We start from the raw sequence: 13,993 nt of genomic DNA on the forward strand, positions 1-13,993 counted from the left end.
GTCTTCCATCCTGGCGAGCAGGACCGAGGAGTACTGAATCGGTCCGGGTTGGTTGGAGGCCCTGAAACCAGCACGGGGCACATGCGAAAGAAGAGATCATCTCGGGGTCCCGGTAGTAATGGCCGTGAATCCAACGATGTTGCTGCTGACCTGCGGAGATTCCTAGGAAAACACGATCACGAAACGGCGGGCCAAGCTCTATCCATGCAGGTCAGACCTATATCTGTTGGATTTTCCGCGATTGCTACCGAAACCCCATGTTGCATGCTGTCACAGGCGATGATCCACCACCTATGGGTGAAGTCCTCCATCGACTTCCAGTCGCCGACCGCGCGCGCTTCCTCCACCGCGGCGGGCAGCCCCCAGTCGAAACCTTCTCGATCGCGTGGGTGGCTCAAGGCCTCGCGGATCGCGGGCAACGTCTTCTCCGGCCGAGGCTCGGGCGCGATGATCGGCACAGGCAGGTTCCCCTCCACGAGCGGAGGCTTGACGCTATCAGCGTCCTGCGACAACAACCGGCCATCTCTGAGGGCGTCGTTGAGTCGGTGGTTGGCCAGCTACTTGCCTGACATGCCTTCCTAAGCATCAATCAGCTGACCAGCAAGAACGCTCAAAGACTCAAGATAACGATCGCTCCGCTGGACAGTAGTGATGCCGTCAGGCCAGGAGGCCCAGGGTTTCGGGCGTTTCCCAGGCCGCGAGATGCCGCTCAGGGTCGGTTTCCTCCTGCACGCATTGGTTGATCAGCTCGGCGAGGGCTTGCCGGTCCAAGGCAGCCTGGCCGTCGTCGACCGCGGCACGTTCGTCGTCGGTGAGCGGAACGGCGGTGAGCATGCGCTGCCTCTCCAGCGTCTTCGCTTCCCGCTCTAGCCGGGCGCGAGCGACCGCCCGCCGCCGCGCCTCCTCCCGGGCCCTCGCCGTCTCGTCCACCCCAGGCTCCAGTTCCTGGACCACCCGGGCGAAGCCCACTTCCGGCTCGGCCGCCCACCGCGCCACGGCCGCCGCCGTATCCGCCCGCCGTCCCCGCGCCACGACCGTCGACGTCCCATGCCGCTCTTGGACCCGCCGCGCTTCGGCGATCGCCCGCCGCCGGTTCTCTGAGCCCGCGTACTGCCCCTCCCACCGGGCCGCCTGCTCCGCCATCCACGCCGCATGCCGCACCCCGGCATCATCCACCCGGATCTGCTGACGACGCCGGATACCACGCAGCAGCCGACCGGCCCGCCACTGCACCAGGCCCACCATGCTCCTCGCCGACCGGACCTGAGCCGACAGCAGTTCCTCGACCTCGCCTGGTGGCAGGTGCCGCAGCAGCAGCTCGACCAGGTGCTCCAGGGAGGCCATGCCACTCTTCGACGGCACCTCTGTCCCCTCGGGCACCTGACCGGCCCGCTGCATCACCCACATCGCCCGGCACCGCTCCAGCAGTTCCCGCGCCTCGTCCATCCTTTCGGCGAGGGTTTTGTCCCCCTCAGACCTTCGCCGATCACAGCCCGGTGGTTCGTCCAGGCCGGACTCTGTCGGAGGAGGGGTAGAACCTTCATACGTATAAGGAGACGTGTGCACTAGTCCACAGCCACGACTGCGGATGGGCGTCGAGCAGGTGCGAGAGCCGTACCGGACCGTGACGCAGCTGGCAAGTGCGCGGTGAATCGATGCCAGGGTCGGCCGCCGCATGGCCAGCCTCTTCGGGTTGTCAGTGACCGTTTCGACCGCCCGGCCCAGGCTCTTGGGGAAGCCCCCGGGCAGGCGAGCCAGGTCCCAGCACAAGACGTACTCGGCGCGCTGGCCAGGGGCCGCCCCGAGGGTCTTGCGCAGCATGCCGAGCCCGACCAGACGGCCAAGGTCCGTCCACGCGGTACGGCGCCCCACCTTGTGCTGGGATGCGTACAGGCCGACGACTTTCGGGAGGTTGGTGATGTGGCCGGCCTTGTCCGCGTGGTGGGTCAGGTGGCGGGCCATGCGGTAGGCGCAGCGATCGGCCAACGTGCAGCGCCACCAGGCCAACGCCACCAGCCGAAACCACGTCAGGGTTGGGACGGCGGGCAGCCGGTCATCGTCCTCGTAGCAGACCGCGCGGCGACGCTTACCAGGCGTTTTGCTGTGTGCCCAGTGCGATGATGCGCGGTTGTGATCATTGTGTGAGGCAAGGCCAGTATCACCCGATTGCGACACGCCGCTTTCGGGCATGAGTAGCCGAGCCTCGGCGACATCGTCTATCGTGGTCTCCGAAGCTTCTGGGACCGGCTCCAGGCATGCGAAAGCCCGCCGGGAACCGGTGGCCTGTAGAGAGGGTCCTCGCGCGTTTGCTGTGGCGGCTATGGCGCGGGGGCCCTGTTTGCTGTCTGCGATCTGCTCCGCAGACTCAATGTGAGCTGTTCGATAGGTCTCCTTCGGGCGTGGCCGGGACGGCTACGCCGCGGTGTCTTCGGTGAGCAGCCACCCCATCTGGAGTGCTCTGGCGGGCGGCGGGCGGAAAATCCCACGGCCGAGGTCGGCCATGTATGCCCGTGCCGCGTCCTCGTTCTTGAAACCGAGTTCCCGCCACTTGCCGTGGACGAGAGCGAATACGAAATCGGCGTAGGCCGAGAAGGAGTCGAACCCCAGCTCTTCGGCCTTGCCAGACGTCTGCGTCAGGATGTCCGCGTGCAGGAACCGCACGGGGATACGGCGCCCGCCTTTGGACGGGCGGCCTCGTTTTGCACGGCCACTACTCATGGTCGCCGACCCTATCCTGAATCAGAAAATCAAGAGCGCACTTCCGGCGGCGTGTCGGATCGGAAGCGAAGATCCGGGCCCTACTCCACCGGAGTCGGCCAGCCGTGGGGGTTGCCGCGCGAGTCGGTCACCGGCGCGCCGTAGCCCTCCGGCGGCTCTCCGGCGGCGGCCATGGTGCGGATCAGCTCCAGCGTGGCCTGGCAGTCGCCCATGGCGCCGTGCAGCGCGCCGGGGAGCTTGTGGCGAATCCAGTCCTCCCGGGTGACGCTCCACTGCGCCTTGTACCAGCTGTAGACCCGCATGGCGCACTTCCAGGTGCGGCTTCGCGTCCACTGCTCGGCGTGCTCGTCGCCGTGAACGCGGGCGACCTCGGCACGCAGCAGGGCTCCGTCGTATACCGAGTTGTAGACGACGACGTCCCGGTCGCCCAGGACGTCGGAGATCTCGGGCAGCGCCTGGGCGAACGTGGGCTGGCAGGCGACGGCCTGGTCGCTGATGCCATGAATGGTGGTCGCCCGTTCCGGAATCGGCACACCGGGGTCGATGAGGGTGTCCAGGAGTTGGCGGCCGCTCATGTCGATGACGGCGATCTGCACGACCCTGTCGGTGCTGGTGTCCACACCGGTCGTCTCGGTGTCGAGGATCACCGCGTCGGAGACGAGGACGGCGGTGGCCCAGTCGATTGCCCGGCCGGTGACCTCGCGCAGGCTGACCGTCTCAGCGCGGGAGAACAGCTTGACCGGGCGTCGCTCGAACTCGGTGAGGGCCACGGGCGGCCGGACGGGCTGGAGGCCGTCATGGACGAGGCGCTTGTAGGTGTCGAGGCCGCTGCTCATGGCCTGCTTCCAGGTGACCCGGGGAAGACTGTCCAGGTTCGTCTCTGCTGGAGATCCCATACCTAATGATCTAACAGGAGCACCCCGATCGAGTGGTTCCTCCTCAATCAGCTTCCGCCGGGCACCTACCTGTACACGGCGGCCGGGGTCGAGCAATACCGGCAGAGGTCACCGTACGCCGCCGTGCGGCGCACGAACTACCTGCGCTGACAGTGAGGCGTGGAGGGATGCTCGCAGGGCCAGACGCGGCCATACGCTCCCCGGGTCAGGAGCACGGTGGCCGCCACGGCGACGTCGGCCAGGCCGCGTCGACCGCCAACTGCGCCAGGCGACCAGGCGGGAGGGCCCCCTTGGTCAGACCAGCTCGATCGCTGCTCTGGGCTCCAGCACAGAGCCAGCCCGTGCTGCTCAAGTCTTAACAGGAGCGTCAGGCAGTCGAAGGGGCAGACCATCAAGCAATGCCACTCACATCCTCACTATCAGTCGCTCGCTGCCCTTTAGCCGATGTCTTACGGGGAGCGGATCGACAGAAACTGCGCAGGGGATTTAAGCCTGTTTCGACTTCTTTGCCCCATATGTGTTCCCAGATCGGATCGCGATCGGGGACAAGCTCCGGGATGTGGTCGGTACCGCCCAGGTGGTCGTCGAGCCAGGGGGGCACCTCTGCGTCGGCAAGCCGCTGGAGGTCGTCGTCATCGTCACTACGGTGGCGATGTTGCGTTCCCGTCGTGGCGACGGGTTCGCGGTCGTGCCAAGCCGGTTCGATGGGGATATGACCGTCTTTGGGGGTCGCGTCGACAATGTCGGCGATCGTGACGTGTGATCTGGTCAGGTAGGCGTGCCATTGGGCGCGGTGCTGGCGATAGGTGTCTCGTAGTGCTTCGACCAGGGTTCCGGCTCCGAGGAAGTCGGCAAGGATGTCTAGATCCTCTGGTCCTCGGATCCAGCCTTGTGGTGTGCGTTCGGCGAGTCCGTACTGCAGGAGGGCTGCCAGCGCCTCGCTGACGGTGGTGGGGGAGAGGACCGCCAGACGGATGAGGTCGTTACGGCTGGTGGGGGCGGTGGTGAGGTGCTCGTAGACGAGAGCGGTTGTCCCGCCGCCCAGGAGGCGGAAGACAGGGTGAAGGGCTTGGATGTTGCCGGCTCTCCAGCGTTGCCACAGGGCCATCTCCCGGTACTTGTCAGGGAGTTGCAGCAGGTAAAGGTCTCCGCGTTCGCCACGTTGGGTTTCCACCCGGTAGATGAAGGCGTCGTTTTCTTCTCTGAGAGTGCGCAAGACCTGAGCGACGGTGTCGTAGTGCAGGCCCGTCATGAGGCTGAGAGAGCGTACGCCGAACTCCACGGCCGTCAGCCCGGTCATCTGGCCCGCAGCGCCTAGGGCTCTCAGGACCAGGCGCACAGAGGTCGCGGCCCGGCCCCAGCCTTGCATCCGTTCAGCGTCCTGCTCCGCGAGAAGGACCGCGTTCCACCAGGTGCGGATCTGTTGGTAGGGGTCGAGGTGGTAAGGGGGAGCAAGTGACACAGATCTACAAAGTAAAGAGCGTTGGTTCTCAGAGCTCACCTCTAAAGGCCACGGACCGCAGATCTGTGCCTTCACCCTCTTGCCTGTAACAGCGGCGGGTGGGCTCGACTCCCTAGTGTCGGAATCGCGGACAGATTCCTGCTGGAGGATGTAATCGATCGCGTTTTTCCAGTCCCGGACCAGAGCTGAGTCGCGGTTGGAGGGGCGGTAGCGAGCGAACAGGCTGGCTAGGCCTGGCCAGGTTCCGTCCTGCATGAGCTGGCGGACTTCGTTCAGGCGCCAACCGCGGGCGGCCAGTGAGTTGAGTACGGCGACGCGCGCTGCGTGGCCGGCGGTGGCGGTTCCGGGATCGAATTGGGTGGGGTCGTAGTTCCCGGTGACGGCGATCTGGGCGAGGTCGGGGCGCAGCGGGGAGCGGCCTCCTTCGCGAGGCAGCCAGGGCTCATCGTCGATGTCACGCGGTACGCTCCTCCATCCACTGGGTGGGGCGTCGCTGAGGGCGTCGGGAGAGGGCGCGTGGCGGATCGGGGCGCTGTGGGCAAGCTCGGCGGTGAGTTCTTGCTGCAGGCGTGCCCATACGTGCGCGTCGTTGGGGTGAGCGAGCGCGGTCAGGGCCATGGGCAGTGGAATGCTGAGTTCTTGGAAGCCGGGGCTGTGGCCGTTGATGGATTTGTAGCGTGAGCCCGGCGGGCGGATCTGGCCGTGTGGGCTGGAGTTGGGAGTGATGTCGAGGGTGTGGGGGTAGCGGCGGCGCAGGGCGAGGGCCAGGAGGTAGAGCTCCTGCCAGGGTTGTGGGGTGGCCCACAGGATGTAGAGGTGGCGGCCGCCACGGGGGGCGACGTCGGCGATGTAGCGGCCGCCGCATCGGGTGATGAGGGCGGCGCAGTCGTCGGCGTCGGCGCGCACCTGGGCGACCGGGTTGGGTGCCTGGATTGCTTTGGAGACGTCGAAGTCGAGGACTAGGACGCTGCCGCTGCCGAGTTCGGGGTTGTAGACCGAGATGGTCGTCGGCTGGTGGGGGTGGGTGGTGCTGAGGCGTTGGCGGCGGCGCTTGGAGTAGCTGCGGCCTCCGTCGCGAGAGACGCGCATCATGCCGTCTTGGCTCAGGGCAGGAGCAAACAGGGCCCATTGCTGCCGAGCGGTCTCCGGGATTCCGGAGGTGCTGGGCGTGGACCCGCCGACCGAGGTTGCGCCTGGTCGTGGCGCAAGCACTGGGTCAGCCCACGGCGATCCGGGAAGGGCATCAATCGCCACGGATCCGCGCGAAGACGCGCCGATCGTAGGCACGATCGTGCCAACCCGGGAACCATCGGTTATGATCCCTCCAAGGGACTCGTTCCCGAGCAATAAAAAACCGGTCCATGGCGGCTATGCCGTCCGGACTGATCACAGAGAAAACTTCAGCGTCCTGGCCTGGAAACCTGGCTGAAGATCTTCTCGCAGCGGTGTGGTGGCTGCCCCCCGGACAAGGGTGTTCCGGGGGCTTTTGCCGTTTTAGCTCGCGATACGCGCCTCTCCTTGCTCGTCGATTGAGCGCCCTTGCTCGTCGATTGAGCGGTCGACCAGCTGTGCCAAGACCGCGCTGACGCTGATCTTGTGCCTGCGACAGTATCTGACAAGTTTCGACGCGATTTCCGGCTCGAGGTTGGCGGTCGTCCGCCAGGGAAGTCCGCTGGTCTCGTCGTAGGTCGGTTCACGACGAACTTCGCCACGGGGTGCGCCGCGCTTGGCGCCACCTCTAGCAGTCCCACTCGTCATAGCCATGGGGAAGATCATGGCACAAGTTGAGAGTGTCAGTGCAGCATTGACCCCGGCGTGTCGCAATCTGGTCACCCGAATCATGGACGTCTGTGGTTTTGGTCCGAAGAAATCACAGCTGACCTGGGATGCAGCAGAATCTTTGTTGGGGGCGCCAGGGCAAACGCGGGCTGTGCCGCCCCGTGGGGTAGCTGATATCGTGTGCTCCAGATGTTGGTCTGTGGTCTGGCTCGTCTGGGCGCTCAACCTTTTCGGAGCTGGTTCCACAGGTTTGCGGTACAAGGCGCCTCCTGCCAGGGGGGCGCCTTTGTCGTTTCTGCGGGCTGGTCCACCATGAGCGGTGGGCGTCGCCTGGTTGGCCATCGTTCCACATACGATGTGTGTTTCCCAAGCACCGCAGGGGTTGCCGCTGTTTCTCATTGAGGGGCGCTCTCCTGGCTGAGTTGTCGGGTTTTAGCTGTTCGGTGCTGTGATCGGGGTGATCACCCGGGCCGTCCTAGTCGGCGGTGGGCCGTTGATGGTCGCAGCCTTCGCCCCTGGTCCGGGGCCGCCGAGGGGTAATTGTCGGCGTCGGGTGAGACCTGCTGAGATGCTCTGGCGATCGGTGCCTGGTGATGCTCGCGATTGCTGTAGTTCCTCTCGCGGTGGGCGTCGGCGGGTGGCGCCTGAAGCTGCCGGGATGTTCGGCGGGCGGGTGCCGAGCGGGTGGGTTTCATTGGGCATGCAGGTAGACCTCGGTGGCGGCTTGGGCGATGGTGTGGATGTCCTCGGTGATGGTCTTTTCCGGCTCGTGGGGGTTGTAGGTGATGGCGAGTCGTCCAAGGGATTTGCGGCGGATCAGGGTGTTCCAGACGTGGTTGGGGGTCGGGCCGGTGTTGGTCAGGCGCCAGGTGGCGCCGTCCCAGGTTTGGCGGTAGGTCCACAGCACGACGCTGCGTGCGCCGCCGGTGTTGAGGGGTTGGTCGACGCGGGCGGTGACTGCGGCTTCGGCGGAGGCTTTGCTGGCGGTGGAGGTGGCGCCGCGGTGGGCCAGGGCGATTTCGCGGGCGCCGAGGTGGACGCGGGTGTCCCAGCCTCGGGTGCGTAGGCGCAGCCATTGCTGGGTGAGGGCTCGCTCCAGCGGGATTTTCCAGGGCTGGTAGTCGGTGGCGGACAGGATGTTGGAGACGTTGACGACGTCGATGCTTCCGCTCAGGACGTAGTTTTCCACCCGGTCCAAGGTGATGAGCGGATATTTGGTGCGTAGTGCCTGCTGGCAGGGTTGGTTGGTGCCGCAGCCGAGTTCGGGGACCGTCACGTCGATGGCGAGTTGGCGGCCGGCGGGCAGGGCCGCGCGCAGGGTGGCGGAGGTTTCGTCGATGAAGCGTTGGATTTGCTCGGTGGTGGTGAAGCCGCGGATGCCGAGGTCGTAGGCGATTTTGACGCCGGCGACGCCGGGTTGGGCGGCGTATTGGGCGAGGCGGTCGGCGGTGGCTTTGAGGTGGGTGGGTCCGGCTTGCCAGGTGGTGGTGAGGTCGGTTTCCAGCCAGATGCGCAGGTTTTGGGTGCGTGCGTGCTCGATGGCTTGGTTGAGAGGGTCGTTGGCTGAGAGTGCGGGCGAGGGGGTGGGGGAAGAGGCGGGGGACAGGCTCGGGCTCGGGGTGAGGGGCGAGGGTGTGGGCGGGGGTTGAGAGGCGGTCAGGGTGATGGCGGGTGCGGGGGTGATCAGGCCTGGGTCGGGGCCGGTGCTGGGGGGTGCGAGGTTGGGGGCTTGCTCGGTGGTGGGGGAGGTTGTGGAGCTGGTGGCGGTGCACAGGTAGTCGGTGGAGCGCTGGCATAGGTCGCCGGGAGGGTTGATCGGGGTTTCGGTGTGGTCGAGGCACTGCAGCTTGGAGGTGGGGGGGCTGGGGGTGCAGGTGATCGGGCGAGGGCAGGAGGAGCTGCGGCGGGCTTGGGCGTTGCTGGTGTAGGTGCCGTCGTCGGCGACGCAGAACAGGCGGGCGCCGTCGCCGCCGCCGTTGTAGGCGGGGCTGGGGTCGAACCCTTCGACGACGTTGATGGTCTTCTTGGCCGCCGCGCTGCGGCTGGGGGCGGAGGATGCTGTGGCGGTGTCGAGGGTGAGGGTCAGGCAGTCGTTGTAGGCGGTGGTGCCGCGGGTGTAGAGGGTGGCGCAGGTTTGTTTCGTGGTGGGTTGGGGGTCGGGGCTGGCGATGGCGTAGGTGGTGGGTATGCCGAGGAGCACGACGACGATGAGGGCGATCAGGCGCCAGGGCCGGGTGCGGGCAGGGGCTGTTGGGGTGGGGTCGGTCATGGCAGGTGGGTGTCCTTTGGCGTCGGCGCGGGCGTTAGCCGCAGGGGGCGGGGGAGCGGGTGGTGATGGTGAGGGTTCCTTCGTCGTCGGGGCTGTTGGTGGGGCCTGACCAGTGGATGGTGATGAGGCCGGTGGCGGGGGTGGCGCAGGCGCTGAAGTTCACGAAGGAGGGTCCGCCCTCGTCGGGGGCGGGGGGGTGCAGGGTCACGGTGGTGTTTTCGCCGGCGAGCAGGGTGCCGCTGGCTGGTGTCAGGCGGGGAGGAGCGGTGCCGGTGGTGGTGGCGCTCCAGGTGATGGGGCCGGTGGCCGACAGGCTGAGGGGAACGCTGGCCCCGGCGCTGAGGTCGAGGTCGGTGGCTGATGCGCTCAGGGCCGCGTTTGGGGAGGTCGGGGCGGAAACGGGAGTGGTGGGGTGAGTGGTGGCGCCGGGCGGGGGTGGAGCGTGATCGGGCCCGCTGGTGAGGGTGGTCGGTGGGCGCGGGGATGGGGATGGGGGGTGATGTGAACGGTCGGCTGGGCAGGGGTGGCGCGCGCCGGGGCGGGGCGTGGCCGGGAGGTGCCGGTCGTTGGTGGTGGGGTGCCGGCGGTGGTGGTGGGCGGGGACGGTGACGGTGTGCTGGGCGGGGGCGGGTCGGAGGCCGGGATGGGCGCCGTGGTCGCCGGGGTGAGCGGGGGCGGGGGGGCTGACTCCAGGGGGAGGGGGTCTTGGCTGAAGGCGGCGGTGTGCGGGGCTTGGGCGCTGGCGTTGTGGATCTGAGGGGGCTGGCCGGTCCAGGACCAGATGGTCAGGCAGATGAGCAGGCTGGCTGCGCCGAGTGCGGTGGTGCGCAGGGCGCGCCGTTGGCCGGGGTTGATGAGGGCCTGAAGACGACGCAGCTGGGTGAGGGCGGCGGCTAGGGGGGTGGGGTGGTCGTGCTGGCGGTGGGCGCCGCGGGGTGCGGGATTGCTGGCGGTGGTGGCCGGGGTGGAAGCGGCGTCGGTGTCTGTGGGCAGCGGCGGGGGCGGGTCGTTCCAGAAGTCGCTGTTGTCGTTTTCCTGGAAGCCCTGCAGTGCTGGATCGGCGGCCCGGTGCTGTTGGGGTTTGGGCTGGTCGGGTTGGTGGGGGAACCCGGTGTCGCTCCAGGGGGGATCTGTGGCCGGTGGATCGGCCGGGGTGATGAGGTGCTGGTGGAGTTCGGGGGTGAGGGCGGTGATGGGGAGGTGGGCCATGAGGGTGGCGGCCGCGATGGTGATGTGGGCGGCTTTGCCGCAGGTGGCGCATTGGCCTACGTGCATGCGGACCTTGGTGCGCAGTCCTCGGCTGGGGGTGTCGATCCATTGGGTGGCCAAGGTGGCGGCTTGGGGGCAGGTGGGGTTGAGCTTGCCGGCTTGGCGGATGACGCTGGCCCATGCCTCGATGAGGTCTTCGGCGGCGGTGAGCGCCGCGGTGGTTTCGGCGAGGGGGCGTTGGGTGATGGCGCTGATGTGGTGGGGGGGTAGGTCGTGGCGCAGGGCGAGTTCGAGGAGTTCGCGGTCGCCGCGGTCGAGGGCTGAGAGGGCGTCGCGGGCCAGTTGGCGGCCGGAGATGGGGGGCTCGGTGCCGGTGGGGGCGTAGGGGTGGCCGTGGGTGGCGGGTTGTGGGGTGTGGGGGAGGGGGGCGGTGGTGAAGGCGTGGGTGCCGTCGCCGTTGTGGGCCAGGAGGCGGGTCAGGGCGTACAGCCAGGCGCGCAGTTGGTCGGGGCTGGGAATGCGGTGGGGGTGGCGGGTGGCCAGGGTGAGGGCGTCGCGGACGGTGTCGGCCGCGAGGTCGGGGACGGCGCGCCAGGTGAGGGCGTAGTCCAGGAGGGCGGCGCCGTAGCGGTCGGTGAGTTCGTGGCGGGTGGGGGCCGCGGTTGTGGTGCGGGGGTGGGGTGGTGGTGATGGGGGATCGGTGTGTGTCGGTTGTTTGATCATGGTGCCCACCCTTCGAAACCCAGCGGATGACATTGGAGTCAAGGCGGTTGTCAAAGCTATGGGGATCTTCCGGCCGCTTCCATGGATTCCCGGGGCCAGTCGGTGCATTGTGACCATTTCGTGACAAATGGAGTCGCCAAATCTGACTCCCCTTGTCAAGCTTTTTTGGGGGGTCTCCCCGGCCCGGAAAGTGCGCTCGGCGCCGCCGAGCCCTCAGAGCCTCGCTGGTCACGCCCGCAGTGCTCCCGCTGTCACGGGCAGCGGGAAGGATCCGAAGGGCTTCGCCGGGCCGGCCGCTTCGGGGCGGCTCTCGCGGTTGCCGCCGCTCGCCCGGCGATCACGGCGCCCCGGTTGTCAAGAAAGGCGAGGGGGCGTAGTCAAGTTGTGCGCACCGCGCAGGAGTCCACCTCCTTGGCGGGCAGTTCGCGAAAAGAGCGCCTCGCTGGAAACGAACTCCCCGAGCCAAGAGGGCACCGCCTCGAAGGCGGGGCGGGGTCTCTTCGCCGTGGAAGCACCCGTTGTCCTGGGCGACTAACGTGCGCACGTCACGCAACCTGCCGAGGTGGCGGGCAGCAGGTCTCCGGGATGACGGCCACCGCGATGTAGCGGATAACGATTCCTTGTCCGGAAGGGTCCGAATGGGTCCGGATGGGGTCGGAGCGCAAAGTCTTTACAGCGATAGCACTGTGCACTACAGCGTTAGCGCTGTACGGTGTTGGCGTGACCACCCCGCCCGTCAAGATCAGCCACCCGCGCCACCCGCTTGTGGCCGCCTACCAGCAGGCCAAGTACGACCGCAAACGCATCCTCGCCAAGCACAAGCACACCGCGGCCGAGATCATGGCCCACTTCGACGCCCACGCCATCAGCGACGAGGCGGTGTACGAGATCACCGCGCGAGACACCGACGGCCCCAACCGCTACGACGAGATCCTCCTCTGGCGCTATGTCGGCCCCGCCGAAGACTGCCGGCACCTGCTCGGCCAGCGCGGCTACATCTCCGTTCGGTCCGCCGACCTACGGGCCAGCAGCCCCACCAACGACGAGGGCCTGAAGTGGGGTGCGAACACCTGGCAGGTTGTTGAGCGGATGTACCCCGATCTCAACGACGGAGACCACTACCGGATCCTGATCTCCGGAGCCTACGAAGCCGCCCCGGCCATCGCGGTGCTGCTGGCCATCGGCGCGGCCAGCGAGCACCTGGAGTGGGACACCGATGAGACCATCGCCAACGCAGCACTTCGGCTCAGCCTGGACGGAGCATGGTCACTTCGAGGCGCCTCCTGCCATCACCTCGTCGAGGGGGAGCGTGAGCGCCGGGTGCTCACCGCGACGATGGAGCTCCTGAGGCAGAGCGGCGACCCCCGCAACTACGCGAGGAACTTCCTCGACAACCGCGGCGCGATCCTCGCCGCCCTCGCCGAGCAGGAGATCGAGCTGGGTGGCCAGATGCTCGACACCGAGCAGGTCGCCGAGCGCGCGAGGATCGCCACCACCACCCTCACCGGCTACGTCACGCGAGAGCAGGCCCCGCAGCCCGATACGGGCAGGGGCACCCGTAAGCCGAAGTGGCACGAGGTCACCGTAGCCGCGTGGCTTCTCACCCGGCGGGCCTGAGGTAAGCGCAGTGATGCCCTACGCTCCCCTCTGTCGCCAGGAAGAGGACCTCATGCCCTTGCACGGCCCTGCCCCAGCTTCACCGTCCCCGAGGAGATCCATCGTCTGGGCATGCTGCATGCCCTGGCCGCCCTCGGCGACGGCATATGCCCGCACTGCGCCGGAGGCCTCACCACAGGGGATGCGGCCGAAGCAGGCCCGCGAGACTGGTAAGAGTCGTTATCGACCGGGACGCTCAGCAGGCTGTTGTTAACCAGCAGATCGGTGCGACGCCGGTGCCCGCCGCCGACCTCGGTCAATGCGTGGGCCAAGCGATTGCTCAGCTCGTCGACTTCGGCGAAGGTCAGCTCGTTCTCGCCGAACACGACCGCCGTGCGCTCGGCGTGCTGCCGTGCGCCGCGGACGATGAGTTCTCGGGTGGTGGGGCTCATGGAGTGGTCTCCTCTCGGGTGAAAACTCCGTGCCTGCCGGCGCCCGCGGCGAAGCGGGCGGCGCCGGCCACGCCCTCGGCCTCGACGATGGGGACGCCCGCCGCGCCCTCGGCGCGCAGCGCCTCGGCCATGGGCAGGTCCAGGGCGGCGTAGGTGGAGGCCCGGTCGGCCAAGACGCAGCCGAACGGGAACGCCGCGATCTGCTCGGCCAGCTCACGGGCCGCCTCGACCGCACTGCCCGGCTCGACGACCCGGTTGGCCAAGCCGATCGCCAGGGCCTCGTCGGCCTTCACCGGCCGTCCGGTGAGGATCAGGTCCAGGGCACGGCCCAGCCCGACGATCCGCGGCAGCCGGACCGTGCCGCCGTCGATGAGCGGCACGCCCCAGCGTCGGCAGAACACCCCCAGCACCGCGTCGGACTCCACCACCCGCAGGTCGGCCAGCAGCGCCAGCTCCAGCCCGCCCGCCACCGCGTGCCCGCCGATCGCGGCGATCAGCGGCTTGCTCAGCGCCATCCGGGTCGGCCCCATCGGGCCGCCGCCGCCCCCTTCGGGGTCGAGCTCGTTGCGCCGCTCGAGGTCGCCGACAGCGGTCAGGTCGGCGCCCGCGCAGAACGTCCCGCCGCTGCCCGCCAAGATCGCGACCCGCTGATCCGGGTCGGCCTCGAACTCCTCGAACGCCGCCCGCAGCTCTGCGGCCATGGCCCCGTCGACGGCGTTGCGCCGGTCCGGCCGGTCCATCCAGATCGTGGTGATCGAGCCCTCGATCTCGACCCTCGCGTCGCCCATCTCTACCTCCGGCACGTCACGGCCTTCGCGGCCCTACAGTGGGGAACGGACCCAAGTTATAACGAGCTTTGGAAAATCCTGTTTAGGAGCTGTTGCAAATG

At 67.8% G+C, this 13,993-nt stretch carries 11 protein-coding genes; 1 reads left to right on the plus strand and 10 read right to left on the minus strand.

Features of this window, described 5'->3' with window-relative positions; all coding sequences use genetic code 11:
* Positions 1–176: 176 nt before the first annotated feature.
* The 8 genes from ACQP0P_RS00920 to ACQP0P_RS00955 all read right to left on the minus strand — a co-directional run bounded on the left by ACQP0P_RS00920 (position 177) and on the right by ACQP0P_RS00955 (position 11,056).
* The gene (locus ACQP0P_RS00920; RefSeq protein WP_433358544.1) at positions 177–458 is read right to left on the minus strand and encodes a DUF6247 family protein; all 282 of its coding nucleotides are present in this window, start codon (positions 456–458) and stop codon (positions 177–179) included.
* 199 nt (positions 459–657) lie between these two features.
* Positions 658–2,013, minus strand: coding sequence for a hypothetical protein (locus tag ACQP0P_RS00925; protein WP_433358545.1), 1,356 nt, complete (start codon positions 2,011–2,013; stop codon positions 658–660).
* A gap of 399 nt (positions 2,014–2,412) precedes the next feature.
* The gene (locus ACQP0P_RS00930; RefSeq protein ID WP_433358546.1) at positions 2,413–2,718 is read right to left on the minus strand and encodes a hypothetical protein; all 306 of its coding nucleotides are present in this window, start codon (positions 2,716–2,718) and stop codon (positions 2,413–2,415) included.
* Between the two features lie 80 nt (positions 2,719–2,798).
* Positions 2,799–3,614 carry a 3'-5' exonuclease gene (locus ACQP0P_RS00935; RefSeq protein ID WP_433358548.1) on the minus strand — a complete coding sequence of 272 codons (816 nt, stop codon included), beginning with the start codon at positions 3,612–3,614 and terminating at the stop codon, positions 2,799–2,801.
* A 391-nt stretch (positions 3,615–4,005) separates the two neighbouring features.
* The gene (locus ACQP0P_RS00940; protein WP_433358550.1) at positions 4,006–6,168 is read right to left on the minus strand and encodes a hypothetical protein; all 2,163 of its coding nucleotides are present in this window, start codon (positions 6,166–6,168) and stop codon (positions 4,006–4,008) included.
* Between the two features lie 1,378 nt (positions 6,169–7,546).
* Positions 7,547–9,124, minus strand: a complete 1,578-nt coding sequence (locus tag ACQP0P_RS00945; RefSeq protein ID WP_433358551.1) for a hypothetical protein — start codon at positions 9,122–9,124, stop codon at positions 7,547–7,549.
* Between the two features lie 34 nt (positions 9,125–9,158).
* Entirely contained in the window at positions 9,159–9,332 is a 174-nt protein-coding gene (locus tag ACQP0P_RS00950; RefSeq protein WP_433358552.1) for a hypothetical protein, read from the minus strand.
* A 158-nt stretch (positions 9,333–9,490) separates the two neighbouring features.
* Positions 9,491–11,056 (minus strand): RNA polymerase sigma factor, encoded by a 1,566-nt coding sequence (locus tag ACQP0P_RS00955; RefSeq protein ID WP_433358553.1) that lies wholly within the window; start codon positions 11,054–11,056, stop codon positions 9,491–9,493.
* Between the two features lie 720 nt (positions 11,057–11,776).
* On the opposite strand from ACQP0P_RS00955, the gene ACQP0P_RS00960 reads away from it, so the two are divergent.
* Entirely contained in the window at positions 11,777–12,673 is an 897-nt protein-coding gene (locus ACQP0P_RS00960; protein WP_433358555.1) for a hypothetical protein, read from the plus strand.
* Between the two features lie 50 nt (positions 12,674–12,723).
* Here ACQP0P_RS00960 and ACQP0P_RS00965 read toward each other — a convergent pair whose 3' ends face one another.
* Complete coding sequence (locus ACQP0P_RS00965; protein ID WP_433358557.1) at positions 12,724–13,104, minus strand: AMP-binding protein; 381 nt, start codon at positions 13,102–13,104, stop codon at positions 12,724–12,726.
* The gene (locus tag ACQP0P_RS00970; protein WP_433358558.1) at positions 13,101–13,892 is read right to left on the minus strand and encodes a crotonase/enoyl-CoA hydratase family protein; all 792 of its coding nucleotides are present in this window, start codon (positions 13,890–13,892) and stop codon (positions 13,101–13,103) included. The genes ACQP0P_RS00965 and ACQP0P_RS00970 overlap by 4 nt, the downstream gene beginning before the upstream one ends.
* Between the last annotated feature and the right edge of the window lie 101 nt (positions 13,893–13,993).

The sequence above is a fragment of the Streptosporangium sp. CA-115845 genome, from assembly GCF_050943795.1.
Taxonomy (GTDB): domain Bacteria; phylum Actinomycetota; class Actinomycetes; order Streptosporangiales; family Streptosporangiaceae; genus Streptosporangium.

Coding starts and splice junctions, on each gene's coding strand:
- ACQP0P_RS00940 (WP_433358550.1), bottom strand. CDS start 6,168: ATGATGCGCGTCTCTCGCGACGGAGGCCGCAGCTACTCCAAGCGCCGC.
- ACQP0P_RS00965 (WP_433358557.1), bottom strand. CDS start 13,104: ATGAGCCCCACCACCCGAGAACTCATCGTCCGCGGCGCACGGCAGCAC.
- ACQP0P_RS00955 (WP_433358553.1), bottom strand. CDS start 11,056: ATGATCAAACAACCGACACACACCGATCCCCCATCACCACCACCCCAC.
- ACQP0P_RS00935 (WP_433358548.1), bottom strand. CDS start 3,614: ATGGGATCTCCAGCAGAGACGAACCTGGACAGTCTTCCCCGGGTCACC.
- ACQP0P_RS00930 (WP_433358546.1), bottom strand. CDS start 2,718: ATGAGTAGTGGCCGTGCAAAACGAGGCCGCCCGTCCAAAGGCGGGCGC.
- ACQP0P_RS00945 (WP_433358551.1), bottom strand. CDS start 9,124: ATGACCGACCCCACCCCAACAGCCCCTGCCCGCACCCGGCCCTGGCGC.
- ACQP0P_RS00970 (WP_433358558.1), bottom strand. CDS start 13,892: ATGGGCGACGCGAGGGTCGAGATCGAGGGCTCGATCACCACGATCTGG.